The sequence below is a fragment of the Mycobacterium sp. NGS45 genome (assembly GCF_059812645.1).
The window spans coordinates 311,008-334,872 of sequence record NZ_JCALDB010000001.1 but is presented as its reverse complement, the minus strand read 5'-3'; the positions used below and the strand labels follow the sequence as shown (position 1 = coordinate 334,872).

Genomic DNA, 23,865 nt, shown 5'->3' with positions numbered 1-23,865 from the left:
GTGAGGGAAGGCCCGTCACACCCAGCGGGCCCGACCGGACCGCACCAGCGCAGCGGCCACCGAGCCGGACAACTCCTCGACCGTGACCGCGACCAGCAGATGGTCCCGCCAGGCACCGTCGACGTCGAGGTAACGCTCGAGCAGGCCCTCCTCCCGGAAGCCGGCCTTGGCCAGCACCCGCCGACTCGCGGCGTTCTCCGGCCGCACGGTGGCCTCCACCCGGTGCAGCCGCACCGGACCGAAGCAATGATCGAGCCCCAACGCCAACGAAGCGGTGGCCACTCCCCCGCCGGTGACTTCACTGTGCACCCAGTAGCCGATCCACGCCGAACGCAACGACCCGTGCGTGACATTGCCGATCGTCAGTTGCCCGGCGAACTGCCCGTCGACTTCGATCACGAACGGCAGCAACCGGCCGTTCTTGGCCTCCGCACGCAACGCCGAGCACACCGCCGGCCACGACGAAAGGGCGTGCCGGGCAACCCAGTCCACCTCGGCCGACGGCTCCCACGGCTCCAAGAAGGCACGGTCGGACAGCCTGATCCGACTCCATGCGTGGGCGTCGCGCAGCCGCACCGGCCGCAGTCGCACCACACCGGCCGACACCCGCAGCGGACCCAGCACCGCGGGCCAGCCGGGGTGGTCAGCTGCAGGACGGAACAGGTTCACGCAGGTCAGCCGCGCTGCGCGAGGAAGGCCACGTCGACCACTTCACCGGTGCGAACCTCCTCGACATCGCTGGGCACCAGCACCAGACAGTTGGCTTCGGCCAGCGTGGCCAGCAGATGCGACGAGGCACCGGGCGCACCCAATGCCTGCACCAGGTACTCGCCGGTGTCCTGATCGCGCATCAACTGCCCGCGCAGGTAACCCGTGCGGCCGGCCACCGAGTCGATCGGCGCCAGGGCGCGGGCCTGCACGATTCGGCGCATCGGCTGCCGCTTACCCAGCGACAACCGGATCAGCGGACGCACCATCACCTCGAAGACCACCAGCGCCGACACCGGGTTGGCCGGCAGCAAGAAGACCGGCACGCGGTCGCGACCGAGTTGGCCGAAGCCCTGCACCGACCCGGGATGCATGGCCACCCGGCTCACTTCCATCTCGCCGAGCTCGGACAGCACCGCGCGCACCGATTCGGCGGCCGCACCACCCACCGCACCGGCGATCACCACCAGTTCGGAACGACTGAGCTGACCCTCGACCACCTCACGCAGCTTGGCCGGGTCGCTGTCGACGATGCCGACCCGGTTGACCTCGGCGCCGGCGTCGCGCCCGGCGGCGGCCAGCGCATAGGAGTTCACGTCGTACACCTGGCCGTTGCCGGGGGTCCGGGAGACGTCGACCAACTCGCCACCCACCGACAGCACGGTCAGCCGAGGTCGGGGATGGACCAGCACGCGTTCTCGCCCGACCGCGGCGAGCAGCCCGACCTGGGCCGGCCCGATGATGGTTCCGGCCCGCACCGCCACGTCACCGGGCTGCACATCGTCGCCGGTGCGCCGCACGTAGGCACCCGAACGCACCCCGCGCAGCACCCGCACCCGGGAGTCACCGCCGTCGGTCCAGCGCAGCGGCAATACCGCGTCGGCCAGCGTGGGCATCGGCGCCCCGGTCTGCACCCGGGCGACCTGCCGCGGCTGCAACCGGCTCGGGGTACGGGCTCCGGCCTTGATGGTGCCCATCACCGGCAGGCTGATCTCGGGCGCGTCGACGGCCGATCCCACACCGAGCACGTCCACGCTGCGCACCGCATAACCGTCGATGGCAGCCTGGTCGAACCCGGGCAGGGGACGCTCGGTAACCACCTCTTCGGCGCACATCAAACCCTGCGCTTCAGCTATCGCCACCCGCACCGGTCGAGGTGCCACGGCTGCCGCCTGCACCCTGGCCTGCTGCTCTTCCACCGAACGCACAGCGCGCCCTTTCCGCCGTCGGGCCCGGCGCATACCCAGCCGGGCCGACGGAACCTCTACTGCTCGGTCAGGCCCAGCCGCGCTACCAACCAGCGACGCAGATCCGGGCCGTAGTCATCACGGTCCAAGGCAAAGTCAACCGCAGCCTTGAGATAGCCCCCGGGATTTCCCAGATCGTGTCGAGAACCGCGGTGCACCACCACGTGGACCGGATGGCCTTCTTCGATGAGCAACGCGATCGCGTCGGTGAGTTGAATTTCGCCGCCCACACCGCGGTCGACCCGGCCCAACGCCTTGAAGATGGCGCGGTCCAGGATGTAGCGACCGGCGGCCGCGTACAGCGACGGAGCGTCTTCGGCCTTGGGCTTTTCCACCATGCCCTTGACCCGCAGCACGTTCGGATTGGCGGCGTCCGGAACGGTTTCGACGTCGAACACGCCGTAGGAGCTGATCTCGTCGGCGGGCACCTCGATGGCGCACAGCACGGTCCCGCCGCGCTTGGCCCGCACCTTGGACATGGTCTCCAGCACCCCGGTGGGCAATACCAGGTCGTCGGGCAGCAGCACCGCGACGGCGTCCTCGTCGTCGGTGAGTGTCGGTTCCACACACATCACCGCATGGCCGAGCCCGAGTGGCTCGGCCTGCACCACGGACTCGACCTTGATCAGCGCGGGTGCGCGGCGGACCTTCTCCAGCATGGTCTGCTTGCCGCGGGCCTCCAGGGTGCCTTCGAGCACCAGGTCTTCGACGAAATGCGCGACGACGCCGTCCTTGCCCTCCGAGGTGACGATCACCAAGCGCTCGGCACCGGCTTCGGCGGCCTCGGCGGCCACCAGCTCGATGCCCGGAGTGTCGACGACCGGCAGCAGTTCCTTGGGAACGGTCTTGGTCGCCGGCAGGAAACGCGTCCCCAGACCAGCGGCCGGCACGATGGCCGTGCGCGGAATGGGTACCAAAGGAGCCTGCGACATGCTGACACCCTAACGGCAAGAAGCCCGCTGCGGTGTGGCGCCCAACGTGGCGCCCAACCTGGGCGGCTGCCATTGTGGACCGCGTGAAGGTCGGGGCCAAAGCACAGCTGCGCACTGAGTTGCGGGCGGCGCGTCGCGCCGTCCCGGCGAGCACCCGGATTGCGGAGGCGGCCGCGCTCGGCGAGCACCTGGCCGCGCTGGCCGCGGACCTGACCGGCGCGGCGGAGACGCCGACGATCTGCGCCTACGTCCCGGTCGGCACCGAGCCGGGTACGCCGGCCATGTTGGATCGTCTGCTCGACACCGGCGTGCGGGTGCTGGTGCCGATCGTCGCGACCGGAGCACTGCAGTGGGCGGACTATCGCGCCGATCAGCTGGCCCCGGCCGGGTTGGGGCTGTTGGAACCGACCGGTCCGCGGCTGCCAGCCGAAACCATCGCGCAGGCCCCGGTCGTGCTGGTGCCCGCGCTGGCCGTGGACCGCCGCGGCGTCCGGCTGGGCCGCGGCGCCGGCTACTACGACCGGACGCTGCCGTTGCGTGATCCGGCTTCGTGGCTGGTGGCCGTGGTGCGCGACGACGAGGTGCTCGACGAGTTGCCGACCGAACCCCATGATGTGCCGATGACCCACGTCCTGACCCCGCGCGGCGGGCTGCAGAAGCTGTAGGTCAGCGGGCTCAACAGCTCGCCAGGACCTCGTCCAGCACGCGGGCTTCGTTCTCCGACACCCACAGCTGGTAGGCGGTCTTGACCTCCACTTGCCGTGCGACGAACTCGCAACGGAAGTCCTCGTTGGGTGGCAGCCACCCGGCCGCATCTCGAAAGGCCTTGGCGAAGTTGGCTTTCGGGTCGACGGCCAGCAGGTTGCGCGGGTCGTTGGCGAAGTCGAGTCGCCGTTGCTCGTCCCACTGCCGCGCACCCTTGTACCAAGCGTCGGCCAGCGACACCACGTGGTCGATCTCGACCGCATTGGATGTGGTGGGGCCGCGCACGAAGTCGATCGTGCTGCCCCGGTACGGGTCGTGCAGCACGCCGGTTTGGGCGAAACAGGTGCCCGGTCGCACCACCAAATCGGTGAGATCGCGGCGCAGGATGTCGTCGCGGGTGTTGCAGCCGTTGCGGCCGAACTCGACGTCGACGTCGTCGCTCCAGGCCTTGCCGAACGCCCTGCGGTCGAAGTCCTGATGCCGATCCCAACCTTTGACCGGCAGCGCCGCCAACTGGGCACGGGCAGTGTCGAAGCGCGGATCCGGCGCAGGTCCGGACTCCGACGGCGACGACGTCGGGGCCTCAGGCGTCCAGGTCGGTGACGGTCCGCTGGAGCGGCCATCGCGCCACCAGGTCAACACCAGCACCGCGACGATCACCGCGAGCACCACGGCCAGCCAAGCCCCCGATCGCTGTGGCCGCCGACCGCCGCGCCGGGGAATGACATTCGCCACATAGCGGTTCTAGCACTTGAGACGGTAGAGTGCTAACAGTTCTGAGCATCCCCCGGAGGTTTTCGTGCCGACCTACAGCTACGCGTGTACCGACTGCGGTGACCGCTTCGACGCGGTGCAGTCGTTCTCCGAAGACTCCCTGACAACCTGCACCAAGTGCGAAGGGCGGCTGCGCAAGCTGTTCAATTCCGTTGGCGTGGTGTTCAAGGGCAGCGGTTTCTACCGCACCGACAACCGCGAATCCGGCAAGAAGTCGTCGAACGGATCAAGCAGCAGCGAGTCCAGCTCGTCGAGCTCGTCGAGTTCCTCGAGCTCGTCGGAGAAGTCCAGCAGCTCCAGCGACTCCAGCAGCAGCTCCAGCGCGCCGGCCGCAGCCGCCGCCAGCTGACCGTCATCCACACCCCCGCGCCGCGCTGAACACGCTCGGCGCATCCGGCGTTCTACCGTGCCCAGATGGCCGACGGCCGGGCTGACTCACTGAACCCCACGCTGCTCCACCGGATCCGGCAGGCACTGCAGCCGGACTGGGTGCACACCGTGCGGACCCGCCGCATTGCCGCGGCCGCACTGGTGCTGCTGGCCGCGGCAGCAGCGTTGCGCGCCAACCCCGACGGGGACCACGCCGTGGTCGTCGTCGCGACCCGCGACCTGTCCCCCGGTGTCGCGCTGAGCGCCGACGACGTGCGCCTGGAAAGCCGGCTGAGCAGCACTGTCCCGGATGGTTCGCAGTCCGAACCGACCGCCGTGCTGGGTGCCACGCCGGCCGGCCCGGTGCGCCGCGGCGAAGTGCTCACCGATGTCCGACTACTCAGCTCGCGGCTGGCCGAATCAGCGGCCGGCCCCGACGCGCGGATCGTGCCGCTGCACCTGGCCGACGCCGCCGTACTCGATCTGATCCGGGTCGGCGACGTCGTCGACGTCCTCGCCGCACCCGCCGCCGCGGCCGACGGCGACCCGCGGGTGGTTGCTACCGACGCGGTCGTCGTGCTGGTGTCGGATCCTGCGCAGGCTACGCACGACGACCGCGTCGTCCTGCTCGCATTGCCTGCGGCGGCAGCAAATGAAGTTGCCGGTGCTTCGCTGACCGACACGTTGACACTGACCCTGCATTGAACCGAGACCAGAAGTTGTCCCGTTGCTCGGCAAACCCGACTAACGTGCAAAGTCGCAACCGGGCAACCTGCAGAAAGGGCTCCGCATGCTCAAGGGTTTCAAAGAGTTCATAGCGCGCGGCAACGTCATCGACCTTGCGGTCGCGGTCGTCATCGGCGCCGCGTTCACCGGCGTGGTCACGGCGTTCACCGAGAAGGTGGTCCAGCCACTGGTCGACGCCGTCGGGTTCAGCGACGACAAGCAATACGGATTCCTGACCGTCCCCCTGAAGAAGGATGAGGCCGGCAACGTCCTGCTCGCGATCGACTTCAACGACTTGCTGACCGCCACCATCAACTTCCTGATCGTGGCCGCGGTGGTCTACTTCCTGATCGTCGTGCCGTTCAAGAAGCTCAAGAAGGACGACGAGGCCGTCGAGGAGGACGAGACCGAGTTGACCGTGCTGACCGAGATTCGGGACCTGCTGCAGCAGCAACGCGCGGTGCGGGCCCCGGCCGGTGGTGGCCGGCACGCCGGTCCGCCCGCTCCGCCGCAGCAGGGACCGCCGCCCGGTTACCGCGGCCAGTAACACCCGAGTTCTCGGCGGCCGCCCCGGTTTCGGGGGCGGCCGCCGAAAAACTGTGCTGACACGGTGTCGGGCCGACGGATACTGTGCAGCGTGCTCCTGACGCTGTCCACGACTCACACCCCAGCGACCGACCTCGGGTTCTTGCTGCACAAGCACCCCGATCGGGTACAAACCTTCCCGCTGGCCGCCGGACGCGTCGCGCACGTCTTCTATCCGCAGGCCGACGCCGAGCAGTGCACCGCGGCCCTGCTGCTCGACGTCGACCCGGTGACGTTGGCGCGCAAGGATTCCGTGGCCCTCGGTCAGTACCTCAACGACCGTCCGTATGCGGCCGGCTCGCTGTTGGCAGTTGCGCTGAGCGCGGTGTTCAAGTCGGCCATGAACGGGGTGAGCAGCAAACAGCAGCTCGCCGACACCGTGATCCCGCTGCAACTCCACCTGCCGGCGGTGCCTGCCCGCGGCGACGCGGGTCTGGTGGGCCGGCTGTTCGAACCGCTGGGCTGGTCCGTCGAAGCCCGGGTGCTGCCGATGGATCCGCAGTTCCCGCAGTGGGGCGCTTCGCCGTACGTCGATCTGCGGTTGACCGGCACGCTGCGGGTCTCCGACGCGTTGCGGCACCTCTACGTGCTGCTGCCGGTGCTCGACGACGCCAAGCACTACTGGGTCAACGAGGACGAGGTGGCCAAGCTGCTGCGCGCCGGTGCGGGGTGGCTGCCGACGCATCCGGAGCGCGAGTTCATCAGCCGGCGCTACCTCAAGTACCGGCCGGCCTACGTGCACGCTGCATTGAGTCGGCTGGCGACCGCCGACGACACCGCGCCCGAACAGTTGGATGACGCGCTGACTGCCCCGCGGGTCGCACCGCTGGCCGAGCAGCGCCGCGCCCAGGTGGTGGCTGCGCTGCTGGAGCTGGGTGCGCGGCGGGTGCTCGATCTCGGTTGCGGCCCAGGGGCATTGGTGCGCGAACTGCTCGCGCATGCGCAGTTCACCGAGATCGTCGGACTCGACGTGTCCGCCGGCGCGCTGGAGGCCGCCGAGCGCAGCTTCGCAGATATGCCGGACCGAGTGCGAAACCGGTTGGCACTGCGCCAATCTGCGCTCACCTACGTCGACGCGACGTTGCGCGGCTACGACGCGGCCGTCTTGATGGAGGTGATCGAGCACGTCGATGAGTCTCGGCTCGCCGCACTCGAGCACGCGGTGTTCGGCGCGGCCCGGCCCCGCGCGGTGATCGTCACGACGCCCAACGTGGAGTACAACGTGCGCTTCGGAGCTCTTGCGGCAGGTCAGTTTCGGCATCTCGACCACCGCTTCGAGTGGACCCGGGCACAGTTTCGCAGCTGGGCACAAACGGCTGCGGATCGGTACGGCTACTCGGTGCGCTACTTCGACATCGGCCCGGTCGATCCCGAATTGGGTCCGCCGACCCAGGCGGCGATCTTCGAGGTGACGCCATGAGGCTGGGCATTCCCGAGATGTCCCTGGTGGCACTCGTCGGTGCGTCCGGCTCGGGCAAGTCCACCTTTGCCCGGCAACACTTTCGGGACACCCAGGTGTTGTCCAGCGACGTCTTCCGCGGCCTGGTGTCCGATGACGAGTCCGACCAGTCGGCCACCGCGGATGCCTTCGACGCGCTCTACTACGTTGCGGGTAAGCGGCTGGCGGCCGGCAAGCTGACCGTCATCGACGCCACCCACGTGCACCGCGAGGATCGCAAGGCGTTGATCGAGCTGGCCCGCGCGCACCACGTGCTGCCGGTGGCGATTGTGCTGGACCTGCCCGAAGCGGTGTGCCTGCAACGTCACGCCGAGCGCACCGACCGGAACTTCGGCCCCGACGTGGTGCGCCGACACCACAATGCGCTGCGAAAGTCCTTGCGCACCTTGGAGAAGGAAGGCTTCCGCCGGGTGCACGTGCTGCGCTCGGTCGAGGACGTCGAAGCCGCGCAGCTCGAGATCGAGCCGTTGTTCAACAATCGGCGTTCCGACCACGGCCCGTTCGACGTGATCGGCGACGTGCACGGTTGCCGCACCGAACTGGAAGCGCTGCTCGGCGAACTCGGCTATGTCCTGGCACGGGACGACGACGGCCGCGCGGTCGGTGCCGCGCATCCGCAGGGGCGACGGGCGCTGTTCGTCGGCGATCTGGTGGACCGCGGACCGGACACTCCGGGCGTGCTGCGGCTGGTGATGGGCATGGTGGCGGCCGGAACCGCGATCTGCGTGTGCGGCAACCACGAGGACAAGTTGGTGCGCGCGCTGCGTGGTCGCAAGGTCAAACTGGCACACGGTTTGGCCGAGACGCTCGAACAGCTCGGCGCGGAGTCGGATGACTTCCGTAAACGCGTGCTGGAGTTCTGCTCCGGGCTGGTGGCGCACTACGTGTTCGACGGCGGCCGGCTGGTGGTGGCGCACGCCGGGCTGCCGGCCAACTACCACGGCCGGGCGTCCGGCGCGGTGCGTTCGTTCGCGCTCTACGGCGACACCACCGGCGAGACCGACGAATACGGGCTGCCGGTGCGTTACCCGTGGGCCAACGACTACCGCGGCAAGGCCATGGTGCTCTACGGGCACACCCCGACCCCGGACGTCGAATGGGTCAACGACACGCTCTGCCTGGACACCGGGTGCGTGTTCGGCGGTCGGCTGACCGCGCTGCGCTATCCGGAGCGGGAGGTGGTTTCGGTTCCGGCACAGCAGGTTTGGTATCAGCCCAGCAAGCCGTTGGCCGCCGCGGCGGCGCCGGCGCAGGCCGAGCGGGCCGCGGGTGTACTGGAGCTGGCCGACGTCACCGGTAAACGCGGCATCGAAACCCGACACCTGGGCCGGATCTCGATTCCGGCTGACCGGTCCGCGGCCGCGCTCGAGGTGATGAGCCGGTTCGCGGTCGACCCGCGCTGGCTGATGTACCTGCCGCCGACCATGAGCCCGGTTGCGACGTCGTCGCTGCCGGGATTGCTGGAGCATCCGGCCGAGGCGTTCAAGGGGTACCGGGCCGACGGGGTGTCCACGGTGGTGTGCGAGGAGAAACACATGGGTTCCCGCGCGGTGGTGTGCCGCGATTCGGCCAGGGACCGGTTCGGCATCGACGGCGGCGGCGCGGTGTACACCCGCACCGGGCGATCGTTCTTCGAGCCGGAGCTCACCGAGCAACTGCTGAACCGGATCCGGGTTGCGCTGGCCGGGCTGTGGGACCAGTTGGGCACCGACTGGCTGCTGTTCGACGCCGAGTTGTTGCCGTGGAGCGCCAAGGCCACCGATCTGATCACCACGCAGTTCGCACCGGTGGCTGCGGCCGGCTCGGCGGCCCTGGACGCGACAGTGAAGGCGCTCGGTGCGGCCCGGGAACGCGGACAGGACGTGAACGGACTGCTGGACTCCGCCAGGTCGCGGATGGCGAACCTGGCCGGCTACCGGGACGCCTATCGGCGCTACTGCGCGCCGGTCAGCGGCCTGGACGGGGTGACCCTGGCGCCGTTCGTCCTGTTGGCCGCAGAAGGCTCGGTGTTGGCCACCCGGGAACACTCCTGGCAGTTGCAGATGGCCGACGCTCTGGTGGCCGCCGATCCGGGGCTGTTCACCCCGACCCGCCGACTCGTGGTGGACACCGAGGATGCGGCCTCGGTACAGGCCGGCTGCCAGTGGTGGGAGTCGCTGACCGCGGCCGGCGGCGAGGGCATGGTGGTCAAGCCGATGCAGCCGTTGACCCGCGGGTCCAAGGGTGTGGTGCAACCGGGCGTGAAGGTGCGTGGGCGGGAGTATCTGCGCATCATCTACGGCCCGGACTACACCGAGCCGGTGCATCTGGAGCGGCTGCGGCAGCGGCAGTTGAACCGCAAGCGGTCGCTGGCGCTGCGCGAGTTTGCGCTCGGCCTGGAAGCGTTGGAGCGGTTGGCTGCCGGCGAGCCGCTGTGGCGCATCCACGAATGCGTCTTCGGTGTACTGGCGCTGGAGTCCGAACCCGTGGACCCGCGGCTGTAGCCGAATCCGGTCCCCCGGGGCTGGCAAGACTGCGCTTTGATACGCCCTGCCCCGCGTGTTGCGTATGAAACCGCAGCCGGGCGGATGAGTTTGACGGGCCAGCCGGGCGGACGAGCAGGACGGGCCAGCCGGCGGACAAGCAGGACAAAAGAAGAAGCGCCCCCGGCCTGCCGGTCGGGGGCGCTTCTTAAGGGAGAACTACTACTTCATGTCCCAGGCTTCGCCGTAGGTGGTGACACTGTCGCCGCTGTTGGAGATCAGCCGGGCGAACGGCCGCAGCAGCACGCCGCCGGCCGCACCGGTGACGGTGCCGTGCGCGTTGGAGACTGCCACCGCGCCGGTCGGGCCGGCCACGTCCACCGAGAAGGTCGCGACTTCCTGGATGCCGGGGCCGTTGCCCAGGTCGGCCGAGATCGAGACACCCGGGAACAGGTTCGGCGTGATGATCGAGTCGAAACCGAAGGGCGGACCGGTGATGTCACCGTCGTCGATCAGGATGTTCGGGGTGGAGTACGCGAAGTTGATACCGACGCCCAGCGACCAGGGGAAGCCGACCTGGTAGCCCAGCTCCAGCTTGCCCTCGAAGTCGTCGGCGCCGTCACCGGTCACGTTGTACTGCGCCTTGCCGGAGTGGAACCACTCACGGGTCAGCCGGTTGCGGTCCAAGGGGAACACACCGTTGAGGAAGGTGTCCCACTGCTGGATGTTCAGGGTCCGGCCCTGACCGTCAACCAACGAAAGCTCATTGTCCAGGCCTGCTTGAGAGGTCCCCGTGCCCACGAACAGTGTCGCGACGGCGGCGAGGAAAGCCACCAGCACCCGACTTATTACCTTCATGTTCTCCCTAGCTTGTGTCGGCGGTGACCTCTTCGGGGGTGCACCGAAATATGGGGTTATTCGTGCCTGGGGCCCACATGCTGACACCAATCACGCCGCACGAGAGACAAATGAGAGGCCTCACACGTCGCTCTTACGTTTCACACATCGTTAGTGACACGAGGAACATAACGGCGCTGGGCAGGCCCGGCAACGCGTACGTCGCTGGCGGCCGCCCGAATCGCCTCTGGAAATTTGTTTGCTGGCAGCTATCTGATCTTGACAATCGAATGAGCGAATCTATCCCGCGAGGGGCGATGAGAGGAAGTCCACGGGAACTTTTCCCACCCGCCGGAAATGCTTTCACCTGCAGTAAAGCTCAACCGTGGTGGGGCGGGACGTTATCCCGAAGCCAGCGGTCCGGGTCCTGATCACCGCGCGCGGCATCCCGGTCATGCTCCTCGGCGGATTCCCGGGGAATTTCGCTCCCGAAGATCTTGTTAACTAGCCCACGGTCGGGCCGGTGCCGGGCGGTCACAATATATTCCCGCTGTGACGAAGATCACAATGACGCTGTTTTCGCAGTTCACACCCTTGTAACGAAATGTTCAGCTGCCAGCTGGCTGACTTGGCGGTCGCTGATCGGTATCGTGTCCGCCCCGCCATGGTTTAAATCTCCAGGCTCGAAAGCTGGCCGATCACCTGGGCAGCCAACGGGTTCAACGTGGCCATGCCGTCACGCACGGCAGGACGCGATCCGGCCAGGTTCACCACCAGCGTGCTGCCGGACACCCCGGCCAGCCCACGGGACAGCCCGGCGTCGATGACGCCGGCGGACAGCGCCGATGCGCGCAACGCCTCGGCGATGCCCAGCAGTTCGCGGTCCAGCAGCTCTTTGGTCGCCTCGGGCGTGACATCACGCGGGGTGACCCCGGTGCCGCCCACCGACACCACCAGATCGACGCCGCCGATCACCGCGGTGTTGAGCGCATTGCGGATCTCCACCTCGTCCGCGGACACCACCACGACGCCGTCGACGACGAAACCGGCTTCGGTCAACAACTCGGTGACCAGCGGGCCGCTGTGGTCTGCCTCGCCATGTGCGGTGCGGTCGTCCACGACGACCACCAGTGCGCGACCTACCAGCTCCACAGACTCTCCCATGGAAGCCACCGTATATCCGGGGTCCGACGCCGGCGGCACCGTCCCCATTACTGCTTGGCCTTACCCAGCGTCACGTCGACGGTCTTCGTCGGGCCGGAGTCCTGCTGATAGCTCAATGTCACCTTGTCACCAGGCGCTTTGGAGCGCACCGCGGCCACCAGGGCGTCGGCGCTGGAGATCACCCGATCGTCCAGCTTGGTCACGACCACGCCGCTGGGCAGACCGGCCGTGTCGGCCGCACCACCGGTGACCACCTCCACGACCTTCGCCCCGTTGATGGCGACGTCGTTGCTGACCTGCACGCCCAGCGAGGCATGCTGCGCGGTCCCGGTGCTGATCAGCTCGTCGGCGATGCGCTTGGCCTGGTCCACCGGGATGGCGAAGCCCAACCCGATCGAACCGCTGCGGCCACCGTTCTGTGCGTCACCGCCCAGGGTCGCGATCGCCGAGTTGATGCCCACCAGTTCGCCGTTCATGTTGACCAACGCCCCGCCCGAGTTGCCCGGGTTGATCGCGGCGTCGGTCTGGATGGCGTCCAGCACGGTGTTCTGATTGCGGCTGTCACCGGCCGTGGAGACCGGACGGTTCAGCGCGCTGACGATGCCAGTGGTGACGGTGCCCTCCAGGCCGAGCGGCGAGCCGATCGCCACCACGTTCTGGCCCACCCGCAGGTCAGCCGAGGACCCCAGCGTGATGGGGGTCAGGCCGTCGACGTCGTCGGCCCGGATCACCGCGATGTCGCTGGCCGGATCGGCGCCCACGATGCTGAACGTGGTGGTGCGGCCGTCGGCGAAGGTGACCGTGGTGGTGGGCTTGGTCCGGTCGATCGGTGCACTTCCCGGCCCGTCGTCGACCGCGGCGCCGGCGACGACGTGGTTGTTGGTCAGGATCAGCCCGTCGGCCGACAGGATGACCCCGGAGCCTTCCTCGTTGGCGCGGCCCAGGCTGGTCTCGAGTTTGACCACGCTCGGCACCACCTTGGCGGCGACCTGCTCGACCGAGCCCACCGGCGCGTTCGCGGCCGGCAGGCTGGGCGCTGGACCCACCGTCGTCATCGTGGTGGTGATCCCCGACTCGGCGGGCCGCAGCACGGTGGCGACGCCACCGCCGACCCCGGCCGAGACGACGGCGATCGCCAGCGCGCCGGCCGCCAGCGCCCCGGCGCGCGGTCCGCCGGATGACGGCTTGGGCCGCCCGGGACGCGGGGGCTGACCGCTGCGGTAGGCATCGGCGGCTGCCCGCTGTTGCTGCTGGGTGGCGTAGCGCCAGTCGTACGGCTGCTGATGGCTACCGGTCTGGAACCGCTCATGCTGGCCGGTGTTGTAGGCCGGGTACGCGCCGGTGCCGTACGGCGTATGCGTACCGGTACGGTGCGGCTGCGAATATCGCGGATCTGTCATGTGGTCGGGTTCGTCCTTACTTGTTCATTGGCAGCCGTACGGCGCGAGCATTGACGTCCACTGTGCCTAGCTCGACTGAGAGTCCACTGAGTAAACGCTCTGCCGTCGCGTTGACTTCCCGTTTCGGGACGCACCACCATTTTGCTGGACCCCGGGTGTGCTCTGCGTCACCGACACGGGTTCATCCGGCTGGCCGGGCAGCACGACGTGGAAGGTGGTTCCGGGCGGTTGACCACCGGGAACGGTGTCGTCCACCCAGATCATCCCGCCGTGCCGCAGCACCACCTGCTGCACGATGGCCAGGCCCAGCCCCGAGCCAGGCATCGCCCGCGCGGCCGCCGCGCGGTAGAACCGCTCGAACACCAGCTGACGCTCCGACGGCGGGATGCCGGGCCCGAAGTCGGAAACCACGAGTTCTGCGTGCGTCGGGTCGACCTGGGCCAGCCGCACCCCGACGCGGCCGCCGGGCGGGCTCCACTTGGCCGCGTTGTCGAGCAGGTTCAGCACCGCCCGGGACAGGCCCGCGGCATCGCCGTAGACGTGCCACGGGGTGACGGTGACGTCGAAGTCGATGTCGTTGCGCCGACGTCGCACCCGCTCCAGGCTGCCCTCGATCACCTCGACCAGGTCGACGTTCTCGTGCACCACCTCGGAAGCGTCGTCGCGGGTGAGATCCACCAAATCGCCTACCAGCGTTGACAATTCTTCGATCTGACCGATCACGTCGGCGCGCAGATCGGCCATCTCGTCATCCGGCAGCGGCGGCGCCCCCGGCTTTTGCGCAGCCATCAGCAACTCGACATTGGTCCGCAACGAGGTCAGCGGGGTGCGCAATTCGTGGCCCGCGTCGGCGACCAGTCGGGCCTGCCGGTCGCGGGATTCGGCCAGCGCCCGCAACATGGTGTTGAACGCCTCGGTCAACCGGGCCAGTTCATCACTGCCGAACACCGGGATGGGGCGCAGGTCACCGGTGCGCGCGACGTGCTCGGCGGCGTCGGTCAGCCGGCCCACCGGCCGCAGACCGGTGCGGGTGACGGTGCCGCCGGCGACCGCGGCGATCACCACCCCGATCCCGCCGACGGCCAGCAGCACCCAGCGCAGCCGGGACATCACCGCGTCGGTGGGAGCCAGGCTCTTTGAGATCAGCAGGGTGCTGCCGTTGGGCAGTCGCACCGCCAGCACGCGCTGGTCGGCCACGGTCCGCCGGGACATGAACAGCTCACCGCGGATCACGGCCTTCTCGCTGGCGCCGATCGGCAGGGTCTGCCCCTGCTGGTTGGCGGTGTAGATGGTTCTTCCGGGGTTGATCAACATCGCGTTGACGTCGGAATAGGCCGTTCCCTCGATGGCCTTGGCCGGGTCCACCGCCAGCGACCCGCTGGCGATCAGCAATTGCGCGCGGCTCTGCAGCTGGGCGTCGATGTCGTCGTAGAGGGCGGCCGACACCACCGCGTAGACCGCGACCGAGATCAGTACGACGACCATGGCCACCATCGACATCGCGAGCAGCATCACCCGCCAGCGCAGCGACAGCGACGTTCTGGCGCGTAGCGGCGGCCGGGGTTCAGCCGGCAGCGACGGGATCGGCATCGACATTGGTCAGCTGGGCCTAGGGAGGTGTCTCACGCAGCACGTAGCCCACTCCGCGCACGGTGTGAATCAGCCGTGGTTCGCCCTCGGCCTCGGTCTTGCGGCGCAGGTAGCCGACGTAGACCTCGAGCGCATTGCCTGAGGTCGGGAAGTCGAAACCCCACACCTCCTCGAGGATCCGGCTGCGGGTGAGCACTCGGCGCGGGTTGGAGATCAGCATCTCGAGCAGCGCGAACTCGGTGCGGGTCAAGCTGATCTGCCGCTTACCGCGGGTCACCTCGCGGGTGACCGGGTCCAGCGTCAGGTCAGCGAAGGTGAGCGCGACGGTGTCGGTCTGGTCATCGGGAATGGTGCGGCGCAGCAGCGAGCGCAGCCGCGCCAGCAACTCCTCCAACGCGAACGGCTTGGGCAGGTAGTCGTCGGCACCGGCGTCGAGACCGGCGACCCGCTCGGACACCGAGTCCCGTGCGGTGAGCACCAGGATCGGCAGGTCGTCGCCGGTGCTACGCAATTGCCGACACACTTCGAGACCGTCGAGCTTGGGCATCATCACGTCCAGCACCACGGCATCCGGCCGATCATCGGTGATGGCCTGCAACGCTTCGACGCCGTCTTCGGCCAGCGCTACGGAATAGCCGTTGAAGGCAAGGGAACGACGCAGTGACTCACGGACCGCACGATCGTCGTCGACGACAAGTATTCGCACGGTCACCAGTGTTATCCCAACGCCTGAGAGTGACCTAAGAGGCGCGCGGAGCGAGCTTGCCGCGCGGTCACTCAGCGCTTGTCGAGGTCGACCAACCCGAGGCGGGCGGCCTTGAGCAAACGGCGCGGCACCTTGTGCTGCTGCCCGGCGACGTTGACGGTCACCAGCCCGGTGGCCTCGGCCTTCCACTGGGCCCGACGGCTACGGGTGTTGGCGCGCGACATCCTGCGCTTCGGCACGGCCATGGCGTGCATCTCCTTCAGATCTGGGGCATGGGGTGTCGCGCGCGCATTCCTCAGCGACGACAGTTGGTCCTCAGGATAGCCGGTGAGCTGCGGGCTCCCCAAATTGCGTGGCCAGACGCGGACACCCGGGACCGTCGATGCGGCTGCTCGAATCCGGGTTCGGCCGCCCGTCATCAGGCCTACTGTCTGGCTAGGTCAAACGCCGGCTGCCCCGCAGCCGGTCTTCCAGGGGAGGAAATCATGCGACGTGTAGTGCTGGCGGGACTGGCGGTGGCCTTCGCGGTCGGCTGCGGCGGACAATCGGAAACACCCTCGACACCGGCGGCCACCCCTGCCGAGGCAACCACGACGGTAGCCGCCACCGGGTGCACGGCCGGCGGGCTGGACGCCATGGCCGCGCTGTCGGACTTCGAGCTCGAACTGGATCAGGCGCAAAAGGACGGCAAGATCACCACCGACCAGTTGCTCGCGACCCGCAACGAGCTGTTCGAGACCACCCAGGCCGCGCTGGCGAAGGAAGACTGGGCCGGCGTACTGCAAGGCCATAGATGACACCCGGGCCGAACTTGGTCTGTAGCCCGTCGAGACCGCGGGCCGCGACCCGCTCCGTCGATACCCGCCAAACCCTTGACGCGGTACCGCTGGTCCCAGGTAACCTACCGCTCGGTTGAGAACCCATGGCCTACGACGGGAGCACGGGTTGACTGCTGTGGTTCGGATCGGCAACTGCTCGGGCTTCTACGGGGACCGTCGATCGGCCATGCACGAGATGCTCACCGGCGGTGACCTCGACTACCTGACCGGCGACTACCTGGCCGAGTTGACCATGCTGATCCTGGGCCGGGACCGGATGAAGAACCCGCAGACCGGCTACGCCAAGACCTTCCTGCGCCAGCTCGAGGAGTGCCTCGGGCTGGCCGTGCAGAACAAGGTGCGGATCGTCTCCAATGCCGGCGGGCTGAACCCGGCCGGGCTGGCCGCCGCGATCCGGACGCTGGCCGATCGACTCGGGCTCGATGTCAACGTCGCGCATGTGGAGGGCGACGACCTGCTCCCGCGCGCCGAGGAGTTGGGACTGGGCCAACCGCTGACCGCCAACGCCTACCTGGGCGCGTGGGGCATCGTCGAGTGCCTGGACGCCGGCGCCGACGTCGTCGTGACCGGCCGGGTCACCGACGCATCGGTGACCGTCGGGCCGGCCGCCCACCACTTCGGTTGGGGCCGCACCGATTACGACCAACTGGCCGGCGCCCTCGTCGCCGGCCACGTGATCGAGTGCGGACTGCAGGCCACCGGCGGGAACTACGCGTTCTTCACCGAGATCGATCAGCTCAGCTACCCGGGTTTCCCGCTCGCCGAGATCCACGCCGACGGCTCATCGGTGATCACCAAGCATCCCGGCACCCTGGGCGAAGTCAGCGTCGGCACCGTCACCGCCCAGCTGCTCTACGAGATCGGCGGTGCGCGCTACGCCAATCCGGACGTGACCGCCCGGATGGACACCGTCACGCTGGCGGCGGCGGGCCCCGATCGGGTGCAGATCACCGGGGTGGTGGGCGAGCCCCCGCCGCCCACCTTGAAGGTCTCGCTCAACGCGATCGGCGGGTACCGCAACGAGTTCACCTTCGTGCTCACCGGCTTGGACATCGACGCCAAAGCCGAACTGGTGCAACGGCAATTGCTCGCCGTCATGGGCGAGGAGCCGGCCGAGATGCGCTGGACCCTGGCGCGCACCGACCATCCCGACGCCGACACCCAGGAAACCGCGAGCGCGCTGCTGCACTGCACGGTGCGGGACCCCGACCCGCAGAAGGTCGGCCGCGCATTCTCGGCGGCCGGGGTGGAGCTCGCTTTGGGCAGCTATCCCGGCTTCCACGCCACCGGCCCGCCCGGCGATGCGCAGATCTACGGCGTGTTCACGGCCGGTTATGTCGACGCCGCGGAGGTGCCGCACGTCGCCGTGTTGGCCGACGGTAGCCGCACCGAGATCGCCCCGCCCGCCGAGACGCAGGCGCTCGACCCGGCCGCCGCGCCCCCGCTGCCGCAGCCATTGCCCGACGCGCCGACCCGACGGGTGCCGCTCGGGCTGATCGCCGGAGCGCGCAGCGGCGACAAGGGCGGCAGCGCCAATATCGGAGTCTGGGTCCGCACCGACGAGCAGTGGCGCTGGCTGGCCCATGCGTTGAGCACCGACAGCCTTGAGCGGCTGCTGCCCGAGGTGGTCGGACTGCCCGTCACGCGTCACCTGCTGCCCAACCTGCGCGCGGTGAACTTCGTGATCGACGGGCTGCTCGGTCAAGGCGTGGCCTACAACGCCCGATTCGACCCGCAAGCCAAGGGCCTCGGCGAATGGCTGCGCAGTCGACACATCGACATCCCGGAGGTGTTGCTGACGTGAGTGTCTTGCGCTCCACCCTCGACCCGACCGGACCCGGCTACCGCGACGCGGCCGCGGCGACGTCGGCCAAACTGACCGAACTGGATGCCGAATTCGCCAAGGTACTCGCCGGCGGCGGCACCAAGTACGTGGAACGCCACCATGCCCGCGGCAAGCTGACCGCGCGGGAACGCATCGAGGCGCTGCTGGACTCTGATGCCCCGTTCCTGGAATTGTGCCCGCTGGCGGCCTACGGGAGCGACTTCGCGGTCGGCGCCTCGGTGGTCACCGGAATCGGGGCGGTAGCGGGCACCGAGTGCATGCTGGTGGCCAACGACCCCACCGTCAAGGGCGGCACCAGCAATCCGTGGACGTTGCGCAAGATCTTGCGGGCCAACCAGATTGCCTTGGCGAATCGACTTCCGGTGATCTCGCTTGTGGAGTCCGGCGGCGCGGACCTGCCGACCCAGAAGGAGATCTTCATCCCCGGCGGCCAACTGTTCCGCGACCTGACCCGGCTGTCGGCGGCCGGCATCCCCACGATCGCGCTGGTGTTCGGCAACTCCACCGCCGGCGGCGCCTACATCCCGGGGATGTCCGATCACGTGGTGATGATCAAGGACCGGTCCAAGGTGTTCCTTGCCGGCCCGCCGCTGGTCAAGATGGCCACCGGGGAGGACTCCGACGACGAGGCGCTCGGTGGTGCCGAAATGCACGCCCGCACATCGGGACTCGGGGACTACCTAGCGGTCGATGAACTCGATGCGTTGCGGATCGGCCGGCGGATCGTGGCGCGGCTGAACTGGCGCAAGCTGGGCCCGGCGCCGGCGCCGGTGCGCGCCCCGCTGTTCGACGAGGACGAGTTGATCGGAATCGTCCCGGCCGATCTGCGCATCCCGTTCGATCCGCGCGAGGTGATCGCACGGATCGTCGACGGCAGCGAGTTCGACGAGTTCAAACCGCTCTACGGCAGTTCCCTGGTCACCGGATGGTCCCGGCTGCACGGCTATCCGCTGGGCATCCTGGCCAATGCCCGGGGCGTGTTGTTCTCCGAGGAATCCCAGAAGGCCACCCAGTTCATCCAGCTGGCCAACCGCTCCGACACGCCGCTGCTGTTCTTGCACAACACCACCGGGTACATGGTCGGCAAGGCCTATGAGGAAGGCGGGATGATCAAGCACGGGTCGATGATGATCAACGCGGTATCCAATTCGACTGTGCCGCACCTCAGTTTGCTGATCGGGGCGTCCTACGGCGCAGGTCATTACGGAATGTGCGGCCGTGCCTTCGACCCGCGGTTCCTGTTCGCCTGGCCCAGCGCCAAATCCGCGGTGATGGGTGGGCCGCAATTGGCCGGCGTGCTGTCCATCGTCAGCCGTGCGGCCGCCGCGGCCCGCGGCCAAACCGTCGATGAGGACGCCGACGCCGCACTGCGCGCCGCGGTGGAAGCCCAGATCGAAGCCGAGTCACTGCCGATGTTCCTGTCCGGGCGGCTCTACGACGACGGCGTGATCGACCCTCGGGACACCCGCACGGTCTTGGGAATGTGCCTGTCGGCCATCGCCAATGCCCCGATCGAGGGGACGTCGAACTTCGGCGTCTTCCGGATGTGACGCGCTGATGATCAGCAAGGTTCTGGTGGCCAACCGCGGCGAGATCGCCCGCCGGGTGTTCGCCACCTGCCGCCGGCTCGGGCTGGGTACCGTCGCGGTGTACACCGAGCCCGACGCGTCGGCGCCGCACGTCGCCGAGGCCGACGTCCGGGTGCGGCTGGGACACGTCAAGGGTTACCTGGACATCGAGGCGCTGCTGGCCGCAGCCGTCACCGCCGGAGCCGATGCCATCCACCCCGGTTACGGATTCCTCTCCGAGAACCCCGATTTCGCGGCCGCAGTGCTTGCTGCCGGCTTGACCTGGGTGGGCCCGCCGCCCGCCGCGATGGCAGCGATGGGCTCCAAGATCGAGGCCAAGAAGATGATGGCCGCCGCCGGCGTACCGGTACTCGACGAACTCGACCCGGACGCCGTGACCGCCGAGCAGCTACCGGTGCTGATCAAGGCCTCCGCCGGGGGCGGGGGGCGCGGCATGCGGGTGGTCGAGCACCTCGACCAACTCAACGCGCAGGTCGACGCCGCACGCCGAGAAGCCAAGTCGGCGTTCGGCGACCAGACGGTGTTCTGTGAGCGCTACCTGCCCGCCGGGCACCACATCGAGGTGCAGTTGCTGGCTGACACGCACGGCACGGTGTGGGCGGTCGGCGAACGGGAATGTTCAATTCAGCGCCGGCACCAGAAGATCATCGAGGAAGCGCCCGCGCCGCTGGTGCAGCGGATTCCTGGGATGCGTGCGCGGCTGTTCGACGCCGCCGAACTGGCGGCCCGAGCGATCGGTTACACCGGCGCGGGCACCGTGGAGTTCCTGGCCGACGACGACGGCGACTTCTACTTCCTGGAGATGAACACCCGGCTGCAGGTGGAGCACCCGGTCACCGAAGCGACCACCGGATTGGACCTGGTGCAGCTGCAACTGGAGATCGCCGACGGTGCCCGTCTGCAGCCCATGACCATTGCGCCGCAGGGACATTCGATCGAGGCGCGGCTCTACGCCGAAGACCCGGCGCGGGACTGGCAGCCGCAGGCCGGCACCGTCGCGCAGTTCCAGGTTCCCACCGCCGGCAGCCAGTTCCGCAGTACCGGCGCCACCGAGGTCCGGCTGGATTCGGGCATCGTCGACGGTTCGGCGGTGTCGATCCACTACGACCCGATGTTGGCGAAGGTGATCTCCCATGCACCGACCCGGGCCCAGGCGGCCGCCCTGCTCGCCGACGCGCTGACCCGGATGAGACTGCACGGCCTGATCACCAACCGGGACCTGCTGGTCAATGTGTTGCGGCACCCGGCATTTCGAGCCGGCGACACCGACACGGCGTTCTTCGACACACACGGCTTGGCGCCGTTGGCCACACCCCTGGCCGATACCCGGACGGTGCGGCTCGCGGTGTTGGCCGCCGCACTGGCCGACGCCGCCCACAACCGGGCCACCGCCCAGGCGTTTCCCGGCATCCCCAGCGGTTGGCGCAATCTGGTGTCGGGCGCGCAGACCAAGAGTTACCGCAGCGCCGACGGCGCCGAACACCTGGTGCGGTACCGCTTTACCCGCCGCGGCCTGTTGCTGCCCGATGATCCGGACCTGGCCGTGGTGTCGGCCGGCCCGGATCAGGTGGTGCTCAGCGACGCCGGCGCGGAAACCAGTTACCAGGTCAGCAGATACGGTCCGCAGCGCTACGTCGACTCCGCCCGCGGCGCTGTGGCGCTGACCCGGATACCGCGGTTCGTCGAACCGGGTTCGACGGTGGCGCAGGGTTCGCTGCTGGCGCCGATGCCGGGCGTGGTGGTCCGCGTCGGGGTCACGGACGGCGAGTCGGTGCAGGCCGGTCAGGCGTTGATCTGGCTGGAGGCGATGAAGATGGAGCACACACTGACCGCGCCGGCCGCCGGCGTCGTCGTCGAACTGAACGTCGAGGCGGGCCAGCAAGTCGAACTCGGTGCCGTCTTGGCCCGCGTGCACAGCGAAGAAGGAGAGTCGTGACCCAGTCCGGATTCATCGAAACCCTTGAGCGCCAAGAGTTGCGCAAGGCGGTCGCGGCGATGGCCGCCAACTACGGCGAGGACTACTACCTTCAGAAGGCCCGGGCCGGCGAGCACACCACCGAATTGTGGGCTGAGGCCGGCAAGCTCGGCTTCCTCGGGGTCAATCTGCCCGAGCAGTACGGCGGCGGTGGCGCCGGAATGTACGAGCTGAGCCTGGTGATGGAGGAGATGGCCGCGGCCGGTTCGGCGCTGCTGTTGATGGTGGTCTCCCCCGCCATCAACGGCACCATCATCGCCAAGTTCGGCACCGAGGCACAGAAGCAGCGCTGGCTGCCCGGGATCGCCGACGGCTCGATCACCATGGCGTTCGCCATCACCGAACCCGACGCCGGCTCCAACTCGCACCGGATCACCACCACCGCGCGGCGTGACGGCAGCGATTGGATCCTGACCGGGCAGAAGGTGTTCATCTCCGGCGTCGACCAGGCCCAGGCGATCCTGGTGGTGGGCCGCACTACAGAAGCCAAGACCGGCAACCTGCGGCCGGCGCTGTTCGTGGTGCCGACCGATAGCCCGGGACTGACCTGGACCAAGATCCCGATGGAGATCGTCAGCCCGGAATCGCAATTCCAGCTGTTCCTCGACGAGGTGCGGCTACCGGCGGATGCGCTGGTGGGTTCCGAGGACGCCGCCATAGCGCAGCTGTTCGCCGGGTTGAACCCGGAACGCATCATGGGCGCGGCCAGCGCGGTCGGGATGGGCCGGTTCGCGCTGCATAAGGCCGCCGACTATGTCAAGACCCGGCAGGTGTGGAAGACACCGATCGGTGCGCACCAAGGGTTGGCACATCCCTTGGCCGCCATCCACGTCGAGGTCGAACTGGCCAAACTGATGATGCAGAAGGCCGCGTCGCTGTACGACGCGGGCGACGACGGCGGCGCCGCCGAAGCTGCCAACATGGCCAAGTACGCCGCGGGCGAGGCCTCCTGCCGGGCCGTCGACCAGGCCGTGCAGAGCCTGGGCGGCAACGGGCTGACCCAGGAGTACGGCATCGCGTCGGTGCTGACCGCGTCGCGGCTGGCCCGCATCGCGCCGGTGAGCCGCGAGATGATCCTCAACTTCGTCGCGCAGACCTCGCTCGGATTGCCGCGGTCGTACTGATGGACGGCACGCCAGCGCCCGCCAGCCCGGTGGATTACCGGGTACACGGCCGAGCCGCGCATCTGACGTTGAACTCCCCGCACAACCGCAATGCGCTGTCGTCGGAGTTGGTGGACCGGTTGCATCAGGGGCTGCGCGAGGCGGTCGCCGACCCGCAGGTGCGGATGGTGCTGCTCGGTCACACCGGCGGCACGTTCTGCGCGGGCGCGGACCTCAGCGCCGGCGGTGACGACGATCCGCAGCGTCAGGCCGCGGCGCGCGGACGTGAGATGGCCGCGCTGCTGCGGGCGATGCTGGAATGCCCGCTGCCGGTGCTCGGGGTGATCGACGGGCATGTGCGGGCCGGCGGGATGGGCCTGGTCGGCGCCTGCGACATGGTGGTGGCCGGACCCAACAGCAGCTTCGCGCTGACCGAGGCGCGCATCGGAGTCGCGCCGGCGATCATCTCCTTGACGCTGCTGCCCAAACTGACCGCCCGTGCGGCAAGTCGCTATTTCCTCACCGGTGAGACGTTCACCGCTGCGCAGGCCGAGCAGATCGGCTTGGTGACCGTGGCCGCGACCGACGTCGCCGCGGAGTTGGCGGTGCTGGTTCAGGCGTTGTCGAAGGGCTCGCCGCAGGGTCTTGCTGCCGCGAAATCGCTGACTACGGCGTCAATTCTGGCTGAGTTCGATCGCAGCGCCGAGCGCCTGGCCGACGAGTCGGCGCAACTGTTCGTCTCGGCTGAGGCGCGCGAGGGAATGCTCGCCTTCCTGCAGAAGCGGCCGCCGGAATGGGCGGAATGATCGCCGCAAGTTAACGATTAGCGCACCTGGCTTTGCGCTTCAC

Annotated in this window: 21 protein-coding genes and 1 pseudogene; 12 read left to right on the top strand and 10 right to left on the bottom strand. The window is 68.6% G+C overall.

Going from position 1 to position 23,865, the window contains the following annotated elements; translation table 11 throughout:
• Positions 1-15: 15 nt before the first annotated feature.
• Genes AC5Y3P_RS01605 through AC5Y3P_RS01595 form a run of 3 tightly spaced genes read right to left on the bottom strand, consistent with a single transcriptional unit; the run spans position 16 to position 2,887 of the window.
• Positions 16-669 carry a GNAT family N-acetyltransferase gene (locus tag AC5Y3P_RS01605; protein WP_500044126.1) on the bottom strand — a complete coding sequence of 218 codons (654 nt, stop codon included), beginning with the start codon at positions 667-669 and terminating at the stop codon, positions 16-18.
• A gap of 5 nt (positions 670-674) precedes the next feature.
• The gene (gene glp, locus AC5Y3P_RS01600) at positions 675-1,916 is read right to left on the bottom strand and encodes a molybdotransferase-like divisome protein Glp (protein ID WP_500044125.1); all 1,242 of its coding nucleotides are present in this window, start codon (positions 1,914-1,916) and stop codon (positions 675-677) included.
• A gap of 56 nt (positions 1,917-1,972) precedes the next feature.
• Positions 1,973-2,887: a UTP--glucose-1-phosphate uridylyltransferase gene (locus tag AC5Y3P_RS01595; RefSeq protein ID WP_500044124.1), complete on the bottom strand. Its 915-nt coding sequence runs from the start codon at positions 2,885-2,887 to the stop codon at positions 1,973-1,975.
• An 83-nt stretch (positions 2,888-2,970) separates the two neighbouring features.
• Between AC5Y3P_RS01595 and AC5Y3P_RS01590 the strand changes: the two genes are divergently transcribed.
• Positions 2,971-3,552: a 5-formyltetrahydrofolate cyclo-ligase gene (locus tag AC5Y3P_RS01590; RefSeq protein WP_500044123.1), complete on the top strand. Its 582-nt coding sequence runs from the start codon at positions 2,971-2,973 to the stop codon at positions 3,550-3,552.
• A gap of 10 nt (positions 3,553-3,562) precedes the next feature.
• On the opposite strand, the gene AC5Y3P_RS01585 is transcribed toward AC5Y3P_RS01590, so the two are convergent.
• Positions 3,563-4,261, bottom strand: a complete 699-nt coding sequence (locus tag AC5Y3P_RS01585) for an HNH endonuclease family protein (protein ID WP_500044122.1) — start codon at positions 4,259-4,261, stop codon at positions 3,563-3,565.
• Positions 4,262-4,391: 130 nt separating this feature from the next.
• On the opposite strand from AC5Y3P_RS01585, the gene AC5Y3P_RS01580 reads away from it, so the two are divergent.
• From AC5Y3P_RS01580 to AC5Y3P_RS01560, 5 genes are all read left to right on the top strand, one after another.
• Positions 4,392-4,715 (top strand): FmdB family zinc ribbon protein, encoded by a 324-nt coding sequence (locus AC5Y3P_RS01580; RefSeq protein WP_500044121.1) that lies wholly within the window; start codon positions 4,392-4,394, stop codon positions 4,713-4,715.
• Positions 4,716-4,780: 65 nt separating this feature from the next.
• Positions 4,781-5,440 carry an SAF domain-containing protein gene (locus AC5Y3P_RS01575; protein WP_500044120.1) on the top strand — a complete coding sequence of 220 codons (660 nt, stop codon included), beginning with the start codon at positions 4,781-4,783 and terminating at the stop codon, positions 5,438-5,440.
• A gap of 85 nt (positions 5,441-5,525) precedes the next feature.
• Positions 5,526-6,008 (top strand): large-conductance mechanosensitive channel protein MscL, encoded by a 483-nt coding sequence (gene mscL / locus AC5Y3P_RS01570; RefSeq protein WP_500044119.1) that lies wholly within the window; start codon positions 5,526-5,528, stop codon positions 6,006-6,008.
• Between the two features lie 90 nt (positions 6,009-6,098).
• Positions 6,099-7,466 (top strand): 3' terminal RNA ribose 2'-O-methyltransferase Hen1, encoded by a 1,368-nt coding sequence (locus AC5Y3P_RS01565; protein WP_500044118.1) that lies wholly within the window; start codon positions 6,099-6,101, stop codon positions 7,464-7,466.
• Positions 7,463-9,988, top strand: a complete 2,526-nt coding sequence (locus AC5Y3P_RS01560) for a polynucleotide kinase-phosphatase (RefSeq protein ID WP_500044117.1) — start codon at positions 7,463-7,465, stop codon at positions 9,986-9,988. The genes AC5Y3P_RS01565 and AC5Y3P_RS01560 overlap by 4 nt, the downstream gene beginning before the upstream one ends.
• A 201-nt stretch (positions 9,989-10,189) precedes the next feature.
• On the opposite strand, the gene mspA is transcribed toward AC5Y3P_RS01560, so the two are convergent.
• From mspA to rpmF, 6 genes and pseudogenes are all read right to left on the bottom strand, one after another.
• Positions 10,190-10,825 (bottom strand): porin MspA, encoded by a 636-nt coding sequence (mspA, locus tag AC5Y3P_RS01555; RefSeq protein ID WP_500044116.1) that lies wholly within the window; start codon positions 10,823-10,825, stop codon positions 10,190-10,192.
• 648 nt (positions 10,826-11,473) lie between these two features.
• The gene (locus AC5Y3P_RS01550) at positions 11,474-12,016 is read right to left on the bottom strand and encodes a MogA/MoaB family molybdenum cofactor biosynthesis protein (RefSeq protein ID WP_500044115.1); all 543 of its coding nucleotides are present in this window, start codon (positions 12,014-12,016) and stop codon (positions 11,474-11,476) included.
• A complete protein-coding gene (locus AC5Y3P_RS01545) occupies positions 12,016-13,368 on the bottom strand; it encodes a S1C family serine protease (protein WP_500044114.1) in 1,353 nt (450 codons plus the stop codon). The genes AC5Y3P_RS01550 and AC5Y3P_RS01545 overlap by 1 nt, the downstream gene beginning before the upstream one ends.
• Before the next feature lie 188 nt (positions 13,369-13,556).
• Positions 13,557-14,958 (bottom strand): annotated as a pseudogene (locus AC5Y3P_RS01540) (HAMP domain-containing sensor histidine kinase); the annotation flags it as partial.
• Positions 14,959-14,977: 19 nt separating this feature from the next.
• Positions 14,978-15,664: a response regulator transcription factor gene (locus tag AC5Y3P_RS01535; RefSeq protein ID WP_500044113.1), complete on the bottom strand. Its 687-nt coding sequence runs from the start codon at positions 15,662-15,664 to the stop codon at positions 14,978-14,980.
• Positions 15,665-15,735: 71 nt separating this feature from the next.
• Positions 15,736-15,909 (bottom strand): 50S ribosomal protein L32, encoded by a 174-nt coding sequence (gene rpmF, locus AC5Y3P_RS01530; protein WP_500044112.1) that lies wholly within the window; start codon positions 15,907-15,909, stop codon positions 15,736-15,738.
• Between the two features lie 240 nt (positions 15,910-16,149).
• Between rpmF and AC5Y3P_RS01525 the strand changes: the two genes are divergently transcribed.
• The 6 genes from AC5Y3P_RS01525 (at position 16,150) to AC5Y3P_RS01500 (ending at position 23,822) form a co-directional block, all read left to right on the top strand.
• On the top strand, positions 16,150-16,461 hold the full coding sequence (locus AC5Y3P_RS01525; RefSeq protein ID WP_500044111.1) for a hypothetical protein: 312 nt from the start codon (positions 16,150-16,152) through the stop codon (positions 16,459-16,461).
• Positions 16,462-16,618: 157 nt separating this feature from the next.
• Positions 16,619-18,307, top strand: coding sequence for an acyclic terpene utilization AtuA family protein (locus AC5Y3P_RS01520; RefSeq protein ID WP_500044269.1), 1,689 nt, complete (start codon positions 16,619-16,621; stop codon positions 18,305-18,307).
• Entirely contained in the window at positions 18,304-19,899 is a 1,596-nt protein-coding gene (locus tag AC5Y3P_RS01515; RefSeq protein ID WP_500044110.1) for an acyl-CoA carboxylase subunit beta, read from the top strand. Before AC5Y3P_RS01520 ends, AC5Y3P_RS01515 begins: the two co-directional genes overlap by 4 nt.
• A 7-nt stretch (positions 19,900-19,906) precedes the next feature.
• A complete protein-coding gene (locus tag AC5Y3P_RS01510) occupies positions 19,907-21,874 on the top strand; it encodes an acetyl/propionyl/methylcrotonyl-CoA carboxylase subunit alpha (protein WP_500044109.1) in 1,968 nt (655 codons plus the stop codon).
• Positions 21,871-23,037, top strand: a complete 1,167-nt coding sequence (locus tag AC5Y3P_RS01505; protein WP_500044108.1) for an acyl-CoA dehydrogenase family protein — start codon at positions 21,871-21,873, stop codon at positions 23,035-23,037. The genes AC5Y3P_RS01510 and AC5Y3P_RS01505 overlap by 4 nt, the downstream gene beginning before the upstream one ends.
• Positions 23,037-23,822 (top strand): enoyl-CoA hydratase family protein, encoded by a 786-nt coding sequence (locus AC5Y3P_RS01500; RefSeq protein ID WP_500044107.1) that lies wholly within the window; start codon positions 23,037-23,039, stop codon positions 23,820-23,822. The genes AC5Y3P_RS01505 and AC5Y3P_RS01500 overlap by 1 nt, the downstream gene beginning before the upstream one ends.
• Positions 23,823-23,865: the final 43 nt, after the last annotated feature.

Coding starts and splice junctions, on each gene's coding strand:
- AC5Y3P_RS01595 (WP_500044124.1), bottom strand. CDS start 2,887: ATGTCGCAGGCTCCTTTGGTACCCATTCCGCGCACGGCCATCGTGCCG.
- AC5Y3P_RS01575 (WP_500044120.1), top strand. CDS start 4,781: ATGGCCGACGGCCGGGCTGACTCACTGAACCCCACGCTGCTCCACCGG.
- mscL (WP_500044119.1), top strand. CDS start 5,526: ATGCTCAAGGGTTTCAAAGAGTTCATAGCGCGCGGCAACGTCATCGAC.
- AC5Y3P_RS01560 (WP_500044117.1), top strand. CDS start 7,463: ATGAGGCTGGGCATTCCCGAGATGTCCCTGGTGGCACTCGTCGGTGCG.
- mspA (WP_500044116.1), bottom strand. CDS start 10,825: ATGAAGGTAATAAGTCGGGTGCTGGTGGCTTTCCTCGCCGCCGTCGCG.
- AC5Y3P_RS01550 (WP_500044115.1), bottom strand. CDS start 12,016: ATGGGGACGGTGCCGCCGGCGTCGGACCCCGGATATACGGTGGCTTCC.
- AC5Y3P_RS01545 (WP_500044114.1), bottom strand. CDS start 13,368: ATGACAGATCCGCGATATTCGCAGCCGCACCGTACCGGTACGCATACG.
- rpmF (WP_500044112.1), bottom strand. CDS start 15,909: ATGGCCGTGCCGAAGCGCAGGATGTCGCGCGCCAACACCCGTAGCCGT.
- AC5Y3P_RS01525 (WP_500044111.1), top strand. CDS start 16,150: ATGCGACGTGTAGTGCTGGCGGGACTGGCGGTGGCCTTCGCGGTCGGC.
- AC5Y3P_RS01510 (WP_500044109.1), top strand. CDS start 19,907: ATGATCAGCAAGGTTCTGGTGGCCAACCGCGGCGAGATCGCCCGCCGG.
- AC5Y3P_RS01500 (WP_500044107.1), top strand. CDS start 23,037: ATGGACGGCACGCCAGCGCCCGCCAGCCCGGTGGATTACCGGGTACAC.